Source organism: Piscibacillus sp. B03, from assembly GCF_052246295.1.
Taxonomy (GTDB): domain Bacteria; phylum Bacillota; class Bacilli; order Bacillales; family Alkalibacillaceae; genus Piscibacillus.
Window position 1 is genome coordinate 195,878 of sequence record NZ_JBQQCO010000001.1, and the last position, 16,179, is coordinate 212,056.

Annotated in this window: 16 protein-coding genes; 1 reads left to right on the forward strand and 15 read right to left on the reverse strand. The window is 39.8% G+C overall.

Annotated features, from left to right (window positions below; translation table 11 throughout):
• Window positions 1-4: 4 nt before the first annotated feature.
• The 14 genes from ACTWQB_RS01085 to hpaB form a co-directional block, all read right to left on the reverse strand.
• Window positions 5-1,138: an AAA family ATPase gene (locus tag ACTWQB_RS01085; RefSeq protein WP_443137336.1), complete on the reverse strand. Its 1,134-nt coding sequence runs from the start codon at window positions 1,136-1,138 to the stop codon at window positions 5-7.
• A 24-nt stretch (window positions 1,139-1,162) separates the two neighbouring features.
• Window positions 1,163-1,894: a flagella basal body P-ring formation protein FlgA gene (locus ACTWQB_RS01090; RefSeq protein ID WP_443137337.1), complete on the reverse strand. Its 732-nt coding sequence runs from the start codon at window positions 1,892-1,894 to the stop codon at window positions 1,163-1,165.
• A 522-nt stretch (window positions 1,895-2,416) separates the two neighbouring features.
• Complete coding sequence (locus ACTWQB_RS01095; RefSeq protein WP_443137438.1) at window positions 2,417-3,724, reverse strand: TRAP transporter large permease; 1,308 nt, start codon at window positions 3,722-3,724, stop codon at window positions 2,417-2,419.
• Entirely contained in the window at window positions 3,724-4,137 is a 414-nt protein-coding gene (locus ACTWQB_RS01100; RefSeq protein ID WP_443137338.1) for a TRAP transporter small permease, read from the reverse strand. The genes ACTWQB_RS01095 and ACTWQB_RS01100 overlap by 1 nt, the downstream gene beginning before the upstream one ends.
• Before the next feature lie 90 nt (window positions 4,138-4,227).
• Window positions 4,228-5,268, reverse strand: coding sequence for a TRAP transporter substrate-binding protein (locus tag ACTWQB_RS01105; protein ID WP_443137339.1), 1,041 nt, complete (start codon window positions 5,266-5,268; stop codon window positions 4,228-4,230).
• 48 nt (window positions 5,269-5,316) lie between these two features.
• Window positions 5,317-6,744 (reverse strand): NAD-dependent succinate-semialdehyde dehydrogenase, encoded by a 1,428-nt coding sequence (locus ACTWQB_RS01110; protein WP_443137439.1) that lies wholly within the window; start codon window positions 6,742-6,744, stop codon window positions 5,317-5,319.
• 8 nt (window positions 6,745-6,752) lie between these two features.
• Window positions 6,753-7,142, reverse strand: a complete 390-nt coding sequence (locus tag ACTWQB_RS01115) for a 5-carboxymethyl-2-hydroxymuconate Delta-isomerase (RefSeq protein ID WP_443137340.1) — start codon at window positions 7,140-7,142, stop codon at window positions 6,753-6,755.
• The gene (locus ACTWQB_RS01120) at window positions 7,124-7,903 is read right to left on the reverse strand and encodes a fumarylacetoacetate hydrolase family protein (protein ID WP_443137341.1); all 780 of its coding nucleotides are present in this window, start codon (window positions 7,901-7,903) and stop codon (window positions 7,124-7,126) included. Before ACTWQB_RS01120 ends, ACTWQB_RS01115 begins: the two co-directional genes overlap by 19 nt.
• Window positions 7,890-8,696: a fumarylacetoacetate hydrolase family protein gene (locus ACTWQB_RS01125; protein ID WP_443137342.1), complete on the reverse strand. Its 807-nt coding sequence runs from the start codon at window positions 8,694-8,696 to the stop codon at window positions 7,890-7,892. The genes ACTWQB_RS01120 and ACTWQB_RS01125 overlap by 14 nt, the downstream gene beginning before the upstream one ends.
• A gap of 71 nt (window positions 8,697-8,767) precedes the next feature.
• Window positions 8,768-9,676 carry a 2,4-dihydroxyhept-2-ene-1,7-dioic acid aldolase gene (gene hpaI, locus ACTWQB_RS01130; RefSeq protein ID WP_443137343.1) on the reverse strand — a complete coding sequence of 303 codons (909 nt, stop codon included), beginning with the start codon at window positions 9,674-9,676 and terminating at the stop codon, window positions 8,768-8,770.
• Window positions 9,677-9,695: 19 nt separating this feature from the next.
• Entirely contained in the window at window positions 9,696-10,676 is a 981-nt protein-coding gene (hpaD, locus tag ACTWQB_RS01135; RefSeq protein WP_443137344.1) for a 3,4-dihydroxyphenylacetate 2,3-dioxygenase, read from the reverse strand.
• Window positions 10,677-10,697: 21 nt separating this feature from the next.
• A complete protein-coding gene (hpaE, locus tag ACTWQB_RS01140; protein ID WP_443137345.1) occupies window positions 10,698-12,194 on the reverse strand; it encodes a 5-carboxymethyl-2-hydroxymuconate semialdehyde dehydrogenase in 1,497 nt (498 codons plus the stop codon).
• Window positions 12,195-12,295: 101 nt separating this feature from the next.
• Window positions 12,296-12,760: a flavin reductase family protein gene (locus ACTWQB_RS01145; protein WP_443137346.1), complete on the reverse strand. Its 465-nt coding sequence runs from the start codon at window positions 12,758-12,760 to the stop codon at window positions 12,296-12,298.
• A gap of 22 nt (window positions 12,761-12,782) precedes the next feature.
• Window positions 12,783-14,270 (reverse strand): 4-hydroxyphenylacetate 3-monooxygenase, oxygenase component, encoded by a 1,488-nt coding sequence (gene hpaB / locus ACTWQB_RS01150; RefSeq protein WP_443137347.1) that lies wholly within the window; start codon window positions 14,268-14,270, stop codon window positions 12,783-12,785.
• 135 nt (window positions 14,271-14,405) lie between these two features.
• Between hpaB and ACTWQB_RS01155 the strand changes: the two genes are divergently transcribed.
• A complete protein-coding gene (locus ACTWQB_RS01155; protein ID WP_443137348.1) occupies window positions 14,406-15,308 on the forward strand; it encodes a LysR family transcriptional regulator in 903 nt (300 codons plus the stop codon).
• Between the two features lie 32 nt (window positions 15,309-15,340).
• Here the strand turns inward: ACTWQB_RS01155 and ACTWQB_RS01160 are convergent, their stop codons facing one another.
• The gene (locus ACTWQB_RS01160; RefSeq protein ID WP_443137349.1) at window positions 15,341-16,165 is read right to left on the reverse strand and encodes a MetQ/NlpA family ABC transporter substrate-binding protein; all 825 of its coding nucleotides are present in this window, start codon (window positions 16,163-16,165) and stop codon (window positions 15,341-15,343) included.
• Window positions 16,166-16,179: the final 14 nt, after the last annotated feature.

Genomic DNA, 16,179 nt, shown 5'->3' on the forward strand with positions numbered 1-16,179 from the left:
AACTTTACTTCAGCATGGAGTTAACCCATTTATGTACATCTTTGGAGAATGGAGTTAACTTCTTTTCTTTTGGTTCTTTACGTAACGGTTCTCCATGATTAATTTTGGCTTGAATATTCTTGTGATCTCTTCTAATTTCTGCTGCTACCGGATAAGACACGAAACGCTCTAGATCTTTCTTGGTTAGTTCAGTATCTTTATGTTTAAAGTTAATTACGATTTCTAGCTTTTCTTTTGTATTAATCCCAAGACGAGCAAACAAACTTTCAACACTCTTTAACACCCTCATAGACACGGTGTTAACATCCATGACATAGTAAATTCGATCTGATTCTTCGAGCGCCATTAACGTTTTCTCATCCATCCAATTTGGTAGGTCTATGATGATAAAATCAAAATTTCGTTTACTTGCTCTAATTAACCTCAGAACAAAGTCCTCCGTAATTTTCTCAGCCATCTCAGCATCTTTTGGACTAATTAAAACATTTAACTCTGAATGTGATTCTCTTTCGGATACGTTTCTGATATGGTGTTCACCCAGTTCATTAATAACTGGGAGTAAGTCAATGATGGTACGGTTACTCTCGATACCGAGGTAAGTCTCAGCTCCACCATATTGAAGGTTTAAGTCAATGAATAATACTTTTCCGGTCGACTCGAGCTTAAGTGTTTGAGCATAGGTCGTACTGATTAGTGATTTACCCGTTCCGCCAGACCCACTATAAAAGGCAAAAACTTTACCCCCACCTCGCTTAAAACCCTCTGTTTCATTGAGTGATAGATCCTTTTTGGCATGATCATAAGCCAGTTCCTCGAGTCTTTCTTTTAAAATAAGCTCTTCACCGGGTATAACGTAGAAGTCGGTGACGCCAAGTCGATTCAGGCTTCTAAGTAGGTCAAAGTCTTCTAAACCATTCACACAAATGATCGAAGCGTTTGGAAAATCCGCTAACGCCGACTGGACTAAATCGACTGTTGAATCATCTTGATTAACTACTAATATAATTTGCGCATGAATCCTTTTAAAATCATTAGGTGTGACTTCATTTAGGTTAAACGATTCACTTAATTGCTGGTACAATGTATCTTTAAGTTCTGTATGATTACCAATGACATAGAGATCATTTACTTTACTCATAAGGCTCCTCCAACGACTGTTATTCTACTCTTCATCAGTTTCTTCTTGATTTTCACTTCTGTCCTGTTCGTCTTGGTTTTCCTCAGCTTCATCTTCACTTGATTCTTCAGCTTCTGATTCTCGCTGAGGTTGTGAGACCTCCATATTTTCGCTCACTTTTGCCCTAACGATCCTTAAGCTGTCAGCGTAATTTTGTAAGTGAACAAGCTCTGTGACTCTATCAAAAGGAATTTCAACTCTAGCACCTGAGAATTTACCACTTTCACTTCCCGTTTGAATAACGTTAACGTCTTCCATAAATAACTCAGTCACAGGTTCATCGTTAAATTTATGTGAAACTAAAATATCGACGCGGTCACCTGGGAAAAGTGGTTCATCAAAAAAGATTTTCTCGCTTTGAATAAGCGAGATCAAACGAGTGTTTTCATCTGTAATTGCTGAAGCCTCTTTCAACATGCTTGTTGTGATAATTTCATCTTCTGAAAGAGGAACAAGTGATACCTTATTTCTAAGCTGGCTGTCTGAAGTTATGTATTCATCCCTTAAATATCTTTGTGGGATTTGTTCTGTCGATACATCATCTGGTGTAAGAATTTTCCTGGATGGGATCTCATCATTTGCTTTATAAACCGTTACAAACGTACCAAGATCTTCGTTTAACGACTGGACCTTTTGAAGAATGAGATAACCAGATGTTGCAGCTAGTATGATGGCTAACAATAAAAATATGAGTGCTTTTCGTTTTGATTCCAACACGACTATTCAACCTACCTTCTAAATGCCTCTTTTAGACTACTATGTAATTTCCATATAATAATACCTTGAATTCAAGATAAACCAGGTGTATCAAGGGATTTGCTTAAATCTATGTCTACCATGTTACCAAACTAGGAATATTTTTCTATAAAACTAATTCCTCAAAAATCATCCAACTAAACGGGTCAAATTGACTATTATTTCTATATTTTTACAAATAATCATAGTTCATAAGTATCGTTTATTGGAAACCAACACTTATCAAACGCAAGAATAGTAAGATGGTAAATTTTTTGGTACCATATCACATTTATGAGACATTTGGGGCCATAATGGGGAATCGAATTATGTCGAAAGAGGGTATTCGTCTTAATTTATGAGACATTGAAGTCGGTTTATAGGACACTCCGGTTAAAATATGAGACATTCGCACATAAATAATGTTCAGCAGCCTATTAAAAACGTATTAGTTTTAAGGTAAAAAAAATAGACCTGAATGATCAGGCCTTTAAGGAAAACATACTATTTTCTCATCATATCCGGTAAAACGGTTACTAGATCTGGTAAAAGAATTAGTACTGCCACACATACAACCATTGCTACTATCATTGGCATAACACCTTTAAAAATGGTTTGAATAGGTATATGCGGTGCGGCTCCTTTAATGACATATACACTTATCCCAATAGGTGGGGTTAATGAACCGATATTGATAGCCATAACCATGATGATTCCAAACCAAACCCCGTTAAACCCTAACTCTGTAATAATTGGGTAAACGATTGGCAAAGTTAAAACGATTAGTGATAACCCTTCCACAAAGCACCCAAGTAAAAATAAAGCGAACAAAATAAATATTAAAATAATATAAGTATTTAACTCTAGTCCGCCTACAAAAGAAGTTAGTTCTTGCGGTATTCTGCTGATTGTAATAAATTGCCCGAACAGGGTTGCTCCAATTAAGATGAGAAATATGTAGGCTGTTAATCGCACGGATTCATTAAAGGAATCTAAAAACTTTTTCCAATTTAGTTTCTTACTAATGAATGCTACAAAAATTGAACTGATTGCACCAACACCCGCGGCTTCAGTCGGAGTAAAGATTCCGGCATAGATTCCACCAATGGTTATTAAAAAGAGTAATAGAAATGGCCAAATTTGTACGATAGATTTGAACTTCTCACTAAACTCCACCTTTTCCGTCCTTACTGGTGCTAAGCTAGGTTTACGAGAAACTAAAATAGCGATTGTAATCATAAATAAGATGACTTGTAAGATCCCTGGAATAATTCCCGCTATAAGCAGCGCACCAATCGGTTCCCTAGTTAGAATTCCGTATAGAATTAAAATAACACTTGGAGGTATTAAGATGCCTAAAGTACCACCAGCCGCTACACATGCAGTCGAAAGACTAGATTTATAGTTATACTTCTCCATCTCGGGTAAAGCGATTTTGGTTACGGTTGCAGTTGTCGCATTTAGTGAACCTGAAATTGCGGAAAATATACTAGAAGTACCTATAGTTGCCATAGCAAGGCCTCCACGTAAATGACCAACCCAATTGTCTACTGCTTTATATAAGTCGCTTCCGATCCCTGTATTGGATAGCACCATTCCCATTAGAATAAATAATGGGATCACACTTAATGAATATGATGAAGCTGTATCAAAAGGCGTACGACCTAATTGAGAAAAAGCAACATCCCACCCTCTGATCATGCTGGTTCCAATAAACCCAACTATTATTAGTGAAATGCCTACTGGAACTTTAAGCAAGAATAGTATTAGTAATACAATAATTCCTATGACACCGAGCATCTCCGCCGTAATCATTTTGTTATCACCTTCTGTTTATATCTAAGAGCTAAAACAATCGCAACTAATGCAAACATAATTGTTCCAACAACACTAAACATCGCAAAAATATACATTGGTAAGCTAATATCACCAGTAACAGTGTTTGAGTTAAGTAATCTTTGTGTATTACCCCACATACTCCATGAGATTAGTAGCATTAAAGCAGCAATAACAACATTAATAATCCCTTCTACAACAAACTGGACTTTCTGAGGAAATTTTTCTACGACAAAATCTACAGTAATGTGTTCTTCATTTAAGTGTGTGTAAGCAATACTTGCAAAAATGACGACGATTAAACCTACTTCAACTATATCCACTGTCCCAGTAATAGGTGACCTAAAAAACTTACGTCCTAAAACATCTAGCGTTACCATCAAAGCCATTATAAATAAAACAAATTGGGCCACGTATTGTAGCCCTTTACAAATGAGTCTCACTATTTTTTCCACAGTGAACACAACCTTTTATTGGTTTTACTCTCTAACTTCTTCTTTTAATTCCATAGCTCTTTCATAAATCTCTTGGCCTGGCAGTCCTTGTTCCTCCATCTCCTCGATCCATCCTTGTGTCACATCTTTTAATGCATCTTTCCATGGATCTAGACTTTCACCAGATAGCTCAATGAACTCTGCACCATTTTCTTTTGCCAACTCTTCACCCTTTTTTCCATCAGCATCAAAAATACTACCGGATTCAGCTGAACGATCCTCTCCTACTAGATCTTTAAGTAGTTCCTGATCACCGTCGCTTAAGCTACTATAGGTTTCTTTATTCATAACGGAGAAAAATGGCGTGGCTGAAAAATGGCCAACTGTAACGTATTTTGCAATTTCATGAAAACTGTAGTTATATAAAGCTTCTAAAGGAACCATCGCTACATCAACTGTGCCTCTTTCTAATGCTTCATAAACATCGCCCATTGGCATGGATACTGGGACAGCTCCTAACGATTCTATAATTTTATTAGCTAACGGGGATGGTGACCTAACTCTTAAACCTTTTAGATCTTCAGGTGACTCAATTTTATGATTAATACTAATTAACTGTGCTGGGTCTGCAGTGAATAAAAATAATGGTTCTGTTTCATCATGTTCTTCTTGAATTTCGGGAAATTCGTTATACAAATTCCATAGAATTTTCGACCCGTGTTCAGCTGTTTCAGCTAAGAAAGGTAATTCTAATACTGATACTGAAGGGAACCTTCCTGGTGTATAACCGTAAACACTTAGGGCAATATCCGCTTCACCGGTAACGGCCATATCGTATTGTGAACCTGCATCTCCTAAAGCATTGGCTGGGTAGAGTTCATATGTTATTCTGCCATCTGTTTCTTCATTAAGTGAGCTACCTATATCTTCGAACACTTGTGTCTGAATAGGATGTTGCCCTGGCAAGAAGTGAGATATAACTAAATCGTGTTCTCCTCCTTCACCGGATGATCCATTGCTCTCAACACACGCGGAAAGCATAGTAGCCAGCAATAAACTTGTGACCACAACAAATAAACGCTTCATTATTTCTCCCCCATTCTAATTTTGTGATGAACCTTTATAAACTACTTCTTACAAACCCAACGAAATATACTTTGTTTCCAAGTACTCCTCAATTCCGTAGTAACCACCTTCACGACCTAATCCACTTTCTTTGAATCCACCGAAAGGAGCTTGCGGAGTCGATGGGGCACCATCATTTAACCCGACAATACCAAAGTGGAGGGCTTCGCTAATTCGGAAAGCTCGGCTAATGTTTTCTGTAAAGACGTACGATGCTAACCCGAATGGAGTTTGATTCGCACGCTTGATCACTTCATCCTCCGTCGAGAATGTAGTAATAGGTACTAGAGGTCCAAAGGTTTCATCATTCATGCACACCATGTCGTCATTTACATTTGAAAGAATGGTTGGCTCAAAGTAGTATCCTTGGCCGTCCTCGATTTTGGAACCGCCAATTTCCAGTTTCGCACCTTGGTTAATGGCATCCTGAACGTGATCTTCTACTTTCTTCATGGCATCTTCATCTATAAGTGGCCCAATGTCCGTACCTTCATCCAATCCATTGCCTACCTTAAGCTGCCTCACTTCTTCTTTTAATAGTTTCAAAAAATCTTGTTCGATAGACTCATGAACGTAAACACGATTGGCGCAAATACATGTCTGACCTGCGTTTCTGAATTTTGATTGAATCACGCCTGTTACAGCCTTCTTCAAGTCAGCATCTTCCATGACAATCACTGGTGCATGGCCACCGAGTTCTAGCGAGACTTTTTTCATCGTATCTGCCGCATCCCGCATGAGTAGTTTTCCGACTTCCGTTGAGCCCGTAAACGTTAGCTTACGAACTCTCGAATCATCTGACCAAGCTTTTCCGATTTGACTTGAACTACCTACCACTATATTAATGACACCTTTAGGAATGCCGGCTTTTTCAGCGAGTTCAACTAGTTTAATTGCTGTAAGAGGTGTTTGAGTAGCTGGTTTGAACACAACGGTACAGCCTGCTGCTAGAGCTGGAGCAACTTTTCTTGTGATCATGGCTGCTGGGAAGTTCCACGGTGTAATGGCTGATACCACACCAACTGGCTGCTTTTGAACGAAAATACGCTTGTTTGGGTGCGAAGCCGGGATAATGTCTCCGTAAATTCGTTTACCTTCTTCGGCATACCATTTTATAAAACCATTTGCGTAATTAACTTCTCCTATGGCTTCTTTAAGTGGTTTACCTTGTTCTTCTGTCATGAGCTTGCCGATTGTTTCCTTTTCATCGTCTATTAATCGATGCCAGGCCTCCAAGTATTGCCCACGTTCTTCAGAGGTTAATTTTGACCAATCGTCTAAAGCCGCTTCTGCAGCATCGACGGCTTTAATAGCATCATCTTTCCCTGCCTTAGGTACTTGAGCAATGATTTCCTGGGTTGCAGGGTTGGTGACATCGATCTTCTCTAAATCTTGACCAAACCACTTACCATCAACATAAAGCTCATATAACTTCATCAATTCTCTCACCCTTTCTGTTTATAACGATCATGAATATTATTTTTCTTATATGTTGGAAACGTAAATTCATAGAGTTCTAGTGAAAAAGCTAAGTAGCGTTCGTTAAACAATGGTGCGAGCTCGGTGGTGACGACGTTATAAATCTCATCGCACAGTATTTTCTTTTCATCGTCAGTTCGTCCTGTCCCTAACTTAAGGGTTCCGTGAATAAAGGCATCGTCACCGGTGCCATCAGCGACAACGTAATCACTTAATGCAATCGCTCTAGACCTTAACCCTCCGATTGGGACTTGGTGATCATGTTTAAGTAGAGCCTGGTTAATTTTTAATAAAAGGTCGGACACATTAACATCTTCTTTAAGATTGTCTGTGTATTCTAATGTAAAATGTGGCATGGGAACCCCTCCTTGCCTCTATCGCCAACAATCGTATTGACCAGTTTTCCTATACCTTCTACTTCCGTCACAACTTCATCTCCCACTTTCGTGTCTACAGAGCCTTTTGGTGTGCCTGTTAAAATGAGGTCACCTTCATTTAACGTCATGAAACTACTTAGGTATTCAATTAACTCCGGTACACCTAAAATCATATCCTTCGTTGATCCTTCTTGTGTTTTTGTACCATTCACAAACGTTCTAAGTTGCAGGTTCATAGGATCTTCAATGTCATCTCGTTCGACTATCCAAGGCCCAAGAGGTGTGCAACCATCTCTGTTTTTCACCCTTAGATTTGGTCTAAAATAGTTTTCTAGATAGTCGCGGATCGCATAGTCATTAGCGATCGTATAGCCTTTGACATAGTCTAGTGCTTCATCTCTTTTGACGTTTTTGGCGCTCTTTCCAATTACAATTGCTAGTTCACATTCATAATGCATAAACTCAACATCACTTGGCCTTACCGTTTTCCCACGGTGGCCGTTAAGCGTATTTTTACCTTTAAAGAACACCAATGGTTCAGGTAACGGGCTTGTAAATGACAGTTCCTTTGCGTGGTCAGCATAATTTAATCCGAGAGTAAAGATGGTTTGAGGCTCAATGGGCGGTAACCATTCTACCTCGTTTTCTTCTAATAATCGGCCATCACTCAGCTGGACTTTGCCATCAACTTCTTTTACATCGTGAACCTTTGACTCAAACATAACTCTACCGTACTTCATCTGCACTCACCTCACCTACGTAAACATCCGCTTCCTTCACAACTTTATTCTCTAAGTAGCCAACTTTTTCAATCTCTATTTTTACTCTGTCCCCTATTCGTGCATATGGTGGGTTTTCTGGCACACCTACGAGAAGGACATCGCCTTCGTATAAAGTCATAAATTCTGTTACATCGGCGATTAACTCAGGAATTGTTCGAATCAAGTTACGCGTGCTATTTTCTTGTTTAAGTTCACCGTTAATCCATACTTTTGTCGATAATTGATGTGGATCTTTTACTTGATCCCTTTCAATAATCCAAGGGCCTATCGGGCAGAAACCATCACGTGATTTCTGTTTAATCGCAGGTCTATATACATTTTCGATTGGCAAGCTTACATCGTTCACGACCGTGTAACCTTCAATATAATCAAAGGCGTCTTCCTGTTTGACTTTTGTTGCCGTTTGTCCAATGACCAATCCTAATGCAGCCCCAATTTGTACCTGCTCTTCTCCTTCTGGTAATGGGATTGGACTCTGGTGTGACGAGAATGTATTAACAGGTTTGATGTATAGAATCGGTGCTTCAGGGGGTTTTTGATATGGCTTTTCATCCATTTCAGGTTTTAACAGGTCATATTCTCCTTTATAGTTAAGGATGGTCCCGTACAAGGTGTCGGAAATAGGGTTATCAAACGTTAATTGATCGACAGAATAGTCTTGGCCATGCAGCTTTACCAGTTGGTTAGTTAAATCTAATTCGCCTTCTTTTATTTGAGAAAAACCTTGTAGCTTGAACTTAATGCGTGACACTTCAACATCACCTCTTTTGAACAATATGTAAAACGATGAGTAAGCCGGCCCAACAACCGGCTTACCACTTCTTATATTAATTTGTAGTCGATTAATGTTTTACGGATATCTTCTTGAATACTGTCAGAAGGAAGGTCCATTGGGAGTCTTAAAACCGGTTCAATTTTACCCATCATACCTAATGCCGCTTTAACTGGCGCAGGGTTCGTATCTTTGAATAACACATCGTTTAGGCGCATTAATTCAAAGTGTAAGTTCTGTGCTTTTTCAATATCACCTGCGAACCATGCATCGTGCATTTCGGCTACTTTCTTTGGCTCAACGTTTGCAGTGGCACTTATTGAACCAGCTCCACCAATAGCTAACATTGGGTAACAAAGCAATTCGATTCCTGAGAATAATAGAAAATCTCTTCCACAATTCAGGAGTACTCGGTTTACATGCTCAAAATCTTTATTCGATTCCTTAACTCCAATGATGTTCGGGCAATTTTTAGCAAGTTGAGCTAACGTTTCGACTTCTAAGTTTTTCGCCGTACGCCCTGGAATGTTATAGACAATAATCGGAATATCGACTGAATCCGCTACGGTTTTAAAATGCTTATATAGCGCTTGTTGGTTTGGCTTATTGTAATAAGGCACAATGACCATCGCTGCATCTGCGCCCATTTCTTGCGCTTTTTTCGTTAAGTACATTGTTTCATCGTGATTAGTCGACCCCGTACCAGGCGCAAAAGGCACCCGACCATTAATCGTTTTGGCCGCATTCTCCATAACTTGAACGCGCTCTTCGATGGTCATGGAACTAGGCTCTCCAGACGTACCTGTAACGGAAATCGCATGAGTTCCATTAGCTAACTGGTACTCTATTAATTCAGACTGTTTCTCAAAGTCTATGTCATAGTTCGCCTTAAAAGGGGTAATCACCGGTGTAATAGACCCTCTAAGTTTCTGCTTAATTTCATCATACTGCTTTGACATACTTCATCCTCCTAATCTACTAAATCATGAATTGAGGCTTTGTCTTTTTAAGCTTTGGCTCGCCTGTTTCAATTGGTTTACCTGTGTGAACGTCTAGTACAATGGACGCTTCATCAAACCAACTATCAGGTGCCTCATGCCCCCAGAACGTTTGGCGTAACGGATCATTTAAATCCCATTTAATTGGTTTAAAATCCGGGTCACTCGTTAAATAATCTCCATTGTAAAGCTCGATACGGTGACCGTCTGGATCTCTTAAATATAAGAAAAACGCATTCGATAACCCATGTCTTCCAGGACCACGTTCAATGTTTTTCGTATAGCCCATTGAGGCTAATACATCACAACCATCGATTAAACTCATTGGATCTTTTAACCAAAAACCAACATGGTGAAGACGTGGCCCAACGCCATTCATAAACGCTACATCGTGAACGCTAGGTTTACGGTGTAGCCACGCTGCCCAGATCCGTTCTTGATCATCGACCGTATATTCCGAACAAGCAAATCCTAGTTTATTAATATAGTAGTCATAGTTATGTTGAACATCGGTGACAGCACAATTGAAATGGTCAATCCGCTGTACTTTTGCACCTCTATATAAGTCGTAGCGCTGTAGGAGCCTGTCAACTGAATCCATTTCTGCATAAAATTCAACTGGCAATCCTTGCGGGTCTTGAATTCGGAAGGCACGACCTAATGCATGCTGTGAACCTTCCTCAAGCCACTTTACGTTCGTTCCTTCATTTTCAAAGCGACTCGCCAATTCATCCAAGTTTTCATTTGAATAAACCTTATAGCTCATAACTTCTACAACTGGCTCTTCACGCTTTTTCAGTAAAAGGCTGTGGTGATTATGTTCTTCAAGCCCTCTTAAATAAACATTCTCAGAATCCTCTTCTGTGATCACAAAACCTAAGGCCTCATAAAAATCTTTTGAGCGCTCTAGATCCGTGACATGCAAAACTGCACGGCCACAACGAATAATATTTGAATCCATTACGTTTTCCCTCCCCCGTTTTTACTTGCCAAACTGTGGAATGTGGTGGTCTTTAATTGAAACATGAATAATTTGCGTTTCGGTATAAAATTCAAATGCGTAAAAACCACCTTCACGTCCGATTCCACTATGCTTTGAACCACCAAATGGCGTGCGTAAATCACGAACATTTTGCGAGTTTACCCACAACATCCCTGCATCAATAGCTTGTGCGACTCGATGACCTCGCTGAATATCTTTTGTCCAAACGTATCCTGCTAGACCATAACGAACATCGTTAGCTTTTTCGATTACTTCATCCTCATCTTTAAACGTCATCACTGCAATGACTGGACCAAAAATTTCTTCCTGAACAACTCTCATATTTTGATTAGCATTTAAAAGTAACGTTGGCGCCACATAATTCCCTCTGCTATACTCTTCAGGAACTTTTCCACTATAAACTTCACAACCTTCTTCTTTAGCAAGGTCAAGATAACCTTTGACACTTTCATAATGATCTCGATGTACTAAAGGTCCTACTTGAGTATTCGGGTCCATTGGGTCACCAACGCGAATGTTATCCACTCGTTGTTTTAGCTTCTCGATAAAATCATCTGCAATATCTTCATGCAGATAAACTCTAGAGTTAGCCGTACAACGTTCACCGTTAAAGGAGAATACTCCCCAAGTACACGCATCCAAAGCACGATCTAAATCAGCATCATCAAAAATAACAATTGGCGACTTTCCGCCTAGCTCCATCGAGAATTGTTTAAGGGCGTCTGCTCCGTTTTTCATAATTTCAGAGCCTGTCGTTGTCTCACCCGTGAATGAAATCAATGGAACATCTGGGTGTCTAACTAATGCTGCACCAGCTGTCTCACCGTACCCGTGCACCACATTAAACACACCATCCGGAAGGCCTGCTTGGTCGATGACTTCTGCAATACGATTGGCTGATAGTGGCGACCATTCAGCAGGTTTTAACACGACGGTGTTACCCGTCGCTAACGCCGGTGCGATTTTCCAAGTTTCAAGCATAAATGGCGCATTCCAAGGTGTAATGAGCCCCGCTACGCCTACTGGTTTACGTACGGAGTAGTTAATAAACTCATCATCAACTTGATAAGCTTCACCGTATAGGTGGCTTTTCACCATATCTGCGTAAAATCTAAAGTTTTTCGCCGAACGGGCAATCATTTTCCTCGTCTGGCTTATAGGTAATCCTGTATCATAGGACTCTAGCATGGCGATTTCTTCACTATGTTCTTCGATTAAATCACCAATCTTATTGACATAGCCTAATCGTTCCTCTAATTTAAGCTGTCCCCATTCCCCATGGAATGCCTTTTTTGCTGCAGCGACAGCCTGGTCAATGTCTGAGGCGTCACCTGAGGCAACCAGGTTAATTTTTTCATTTGTAAAAGGACTAAGGTTTTCAAAGGTTTCTTTGCTGCTTGCTTCTACAAACTCACCATTAATATATAGTGAGATATCATCAAGTTTCTGCTGAGCGGGTGTTTGATATTGAGTCACACGATCCTCTCCTTTGTATGGTTATTACGACAAAACGCTCAACACCCTTGACCTCGAATTTGATCGATTAATTTTTCAGATGTTGAGCATTTCTATTTTATTTACACTGGCTGGTAACTCCCATACTTCCCTCCAAAGAAGGCTAATGGGTTACCGTCAGTTAATTTAATTTCTAAAACTTGACCTATAAAAAGCGTATGGTCGCCAACTTCAAAAGATTCGGCAACATCACACACAACTGATGCTAGAGCATCTCGAATGACAGGAATTCCACTGATATAGTCAAACTCTACAACACTCGGATCTTCCTTCTGGCCTGCGAAATGCATGGATACATCTTTTTGTTCATCTGTTAAAATGCTCACCGCGAACTGTTGTGATTCCTTGATGCGTTCATACATTCTTGCATTGTGATCAATCGAAATCGTGACTAATTTTGGATCTAATGACACCGACATAAACGCATTAGCTGTCATTCCATGTGCCTCATCACCAACTTGTGTTGTCACGACCGTTACACCAGTTGCAAAACGCCCCATCGCATTACGGAAAGTACGATCATCCATTGTCATCCTCCTCAGTGAGTTTTTAAACGTTCAATCCACTTTTTATCGCATTTGGCTTCTCCACATTCTCACGCTTCAAAAAGTCTTTCACCATGTCTTTGTACTTCTCTTTATCGTATTGATCGAAGTAAGCCATTCCCATCTTAATTGGGTCTCCAAAGAAATAATATTCGTAATGTGTTTGCCTGCTTCCAAAAGCACTCATCGTTAGATCCCAAGCTAAGCGGAATATTTGAACACGTTCGAATCCTTCAACATTTTTACCTTGCATCGCTCTGTGTAAAATAGGTCCAATCTCTTCTGAACTAAAATCATCATAACTCGGAATCCCCATCATGCCTGATGCACCAAGAATTCTTAAGATCTCAGCCAGGCGTGGGTAAACTCTTGGATACCAGTTACGAGCTGCATTTAGTGCTTCAAAATCAGGTGTCATCATGCCCCACTTATCAAGCTTTGCATTATGCTCAGCACGGAATAGATGTGACTTCATGTTTTCTAAAGTCAGCATAATTTCGGTTCCTTTGTCTTTAACATGCTGGAATCCATCAATACCGATTGAGTCCATTAACGTTAAGACAACACCAAGTAAAAATTCCGTTTTGGCAATGTCCTTAGCGACGACCTGATGTGTCATATGAACCACAGCATTTGTTTCCGCAAAAGCTTGATTACAAATGGTTGAGTTTTCTAGAATAAAAATACGGTCCCACGGCACTAACACGTTATCAAATGCGATGATTGTGTCCCCTTCTTCAAACTTCGAACCTAGAGGGTGGTCGTAATTATTTTTACCGTAGTCAAACGATTCTCGGCTTAAGTACTTTAAGCCTGGCGTGTTGTTAGGAATCGCAAATGCTAATGAGTATGGATCGTCTTTTTCTCCAGCTTTTTTCACTGTTGATGGAAACACCATAATCTCATCTGTAATTCCACCCTGTGTTGCAAGCAACCTAATTCCATCAACAACGACACCATCGTCATTCTTCTCAACGACATGTAGAGCTACGTTGGCGTCTTTTTGTTCAGCTTGGATTTTTGCGCGGTTAACTTGTGGGTGAATTAGTGTGTGGGTCAAACTTAGGTCATTTTCTCTTGCATACTCTGCATACTTTCTAGCGTTTTCAGCAAAAAGTGGATTGTCTTGGCCGTAAAAGTCATAAGCCGCTTCCATTGTCATAACTTCAGCATTTAAGTAATCTGGTGAGCGCCCCATTACACCCTTGGTAAAATCTTGCCACTCCATAATCGCTTCACGGCGAGCAATTAAGTCGTCAATTGTTTTTGGAAGCATAAATGTTTTACTGACTTGATCACCTGTTGTTGGGGATTTATATAACATCTTTTCTGGTTTTTCATATTGAATGTCGTATAATTTAGCCATTGATTGAACAACGCCTTTAAACGCTGGGTGTTCGGTGACATCCTCCACACGTTCCCCTCCGATATAGACATTGTTATTGGCCTTCTTTAGGCGTTCGATATACTCCTTACCCGTTTTAGCTGGCATAATCTCTCCTCCTCAAAAACTTTGTAAGCGCTTTATTTACTTTATATTTTGAATATTAGCACGACTTCTGATATATTAAAAATATTAATTAGGTTATAAATCTATATAAAAAATATATAGGAGTTGAGTTGATCGATGGATTTCAAACGTTTAAAGTACTTCCATACGATTGCAACAGAAGGCCAAATCACAAAAGCAGCTAAGAAACTCCACATCCAACAGCCTCCTCTAAGTAAAAGCCTCAAAGACCTAGAAACTGAACTCGGTGTCACCTTATTCGATCGACAATCTCGAAAGCTTGTTCTAACGGAAGCTGGAGAAGTTTTGTTTCAAAAAGTAGAAACGCTCTTTTCCCACCTTGACGATACGGTTACCGAAGTGAGGGATATAGGTGAAGGGTTTACAGGGCATCTTGCGATTGGATGTGTGAAGACTTGCTTTTCATATATACCCAACAAACTTAACCTATTCAGGACTCAATACCCTCAAATATCGTTTCGCTTAAAAGAGGGTGATTCTTACACTTTAGCTGAGCATCTGATTAATCATGAACTTGATTTTGCCATCATCCGACTGCCTCTAGATTTAGATCAGTTCGATTATTTACAATTACCGGATGAAGGTTACGTTGCGGTCTTGCCTACTGAGTGGGAATTTCCAAATGAACAATACATTTCTATGAATGAGTTGGCAACCTACCCATTAATGCTGTTACATCGAATTCAAGGTGTGGGGCAATACGAGGTGATTTTAGAAAAATTTAAACGTCACGACCTTAATCCTAATATTATTTTAGATTGTCCCGATGTGGATATGATTTTGGAGCTCGTTAGGTCAGGTGTTGGTGCGACGGTCATTCCTGAATCAACTTTTCATCATAAAAACATAGAGGGTATTCGGATGCTTAAGATTAGTGATGAGACCATATCATCGCAGTCGGCTTTAATCTGGTCGAAGGATCGGTACTTAACGAAGAGTGCGAGGCGTTTTATCGATATGTTTGAGATGGAAAAGTTAGAGCCGCACTCAAGGGTTTGAATCCTTAGGTGCGGCTTAAACTTGACGTATGCTTACCAACCAATCTCTTCTAACTCAACAAAGGTTGGGATAAGTGAGTCATCGTAAACTTCACGGATATGCTGAGCAACCTCTTCAGTTTGATAAATGTCTACGATTTTCTGGTACGTTTCATTACCGGCTTCACTAGATTGTGCGGCGATGATATTAATATAAGGTGTCGCTGTATCATCCTCAACAAAAATAGAATCATTGACTGGGTTGAACCCAGCTTCAACTGCAACTCCGTTATTAATTACAGAGATTGCTACATCAGGTAATACTCGTGGTGTTTGAGCCGCTACGACAGGTTCAAACTTTAGGTTCTTAGGATTTTCCTGAACCTTTTCGATTGAGCCGTTTCCATCAAAACCTTCTGGAAGTCCGATTAATCCCGCTTTTTCTAGTAATAGAAGAGCACGCCCCATATTAGTCGCTTCTTTTGGCAGGGCAACTGATGCTCCGTCTGGAATTTCATCTACACGTTCATATTTATCTGAATAGATTCCCATTGGTGCAATGAGGGTTGCTGCAATCGGCTCTAAGTCTAGATTGCGCTCTTCAATAAATGCATCAAAGTAAGAGACCGTTTGGAACGCGTTAAGGTCAATGTCACCATCAGCTAACGCTAAGTTAGGTCTAACATAATCCGAAAATTCGACTAGCTCTAATTCAATACCTTCTTCAGCTGCTAGTTCTTTTACTTTTTCCCATATTGGAACGCCAGAACCATTTAATCCTACTTTAACTGTTTCATTTGAGTCAGATCCTGATCCGCAACCTGCTAGAATAATAGCTGTAACAAATAGTGCTAGTGAAATACTAATTAGTTTTTTCATTGTTTGTGCCTCCT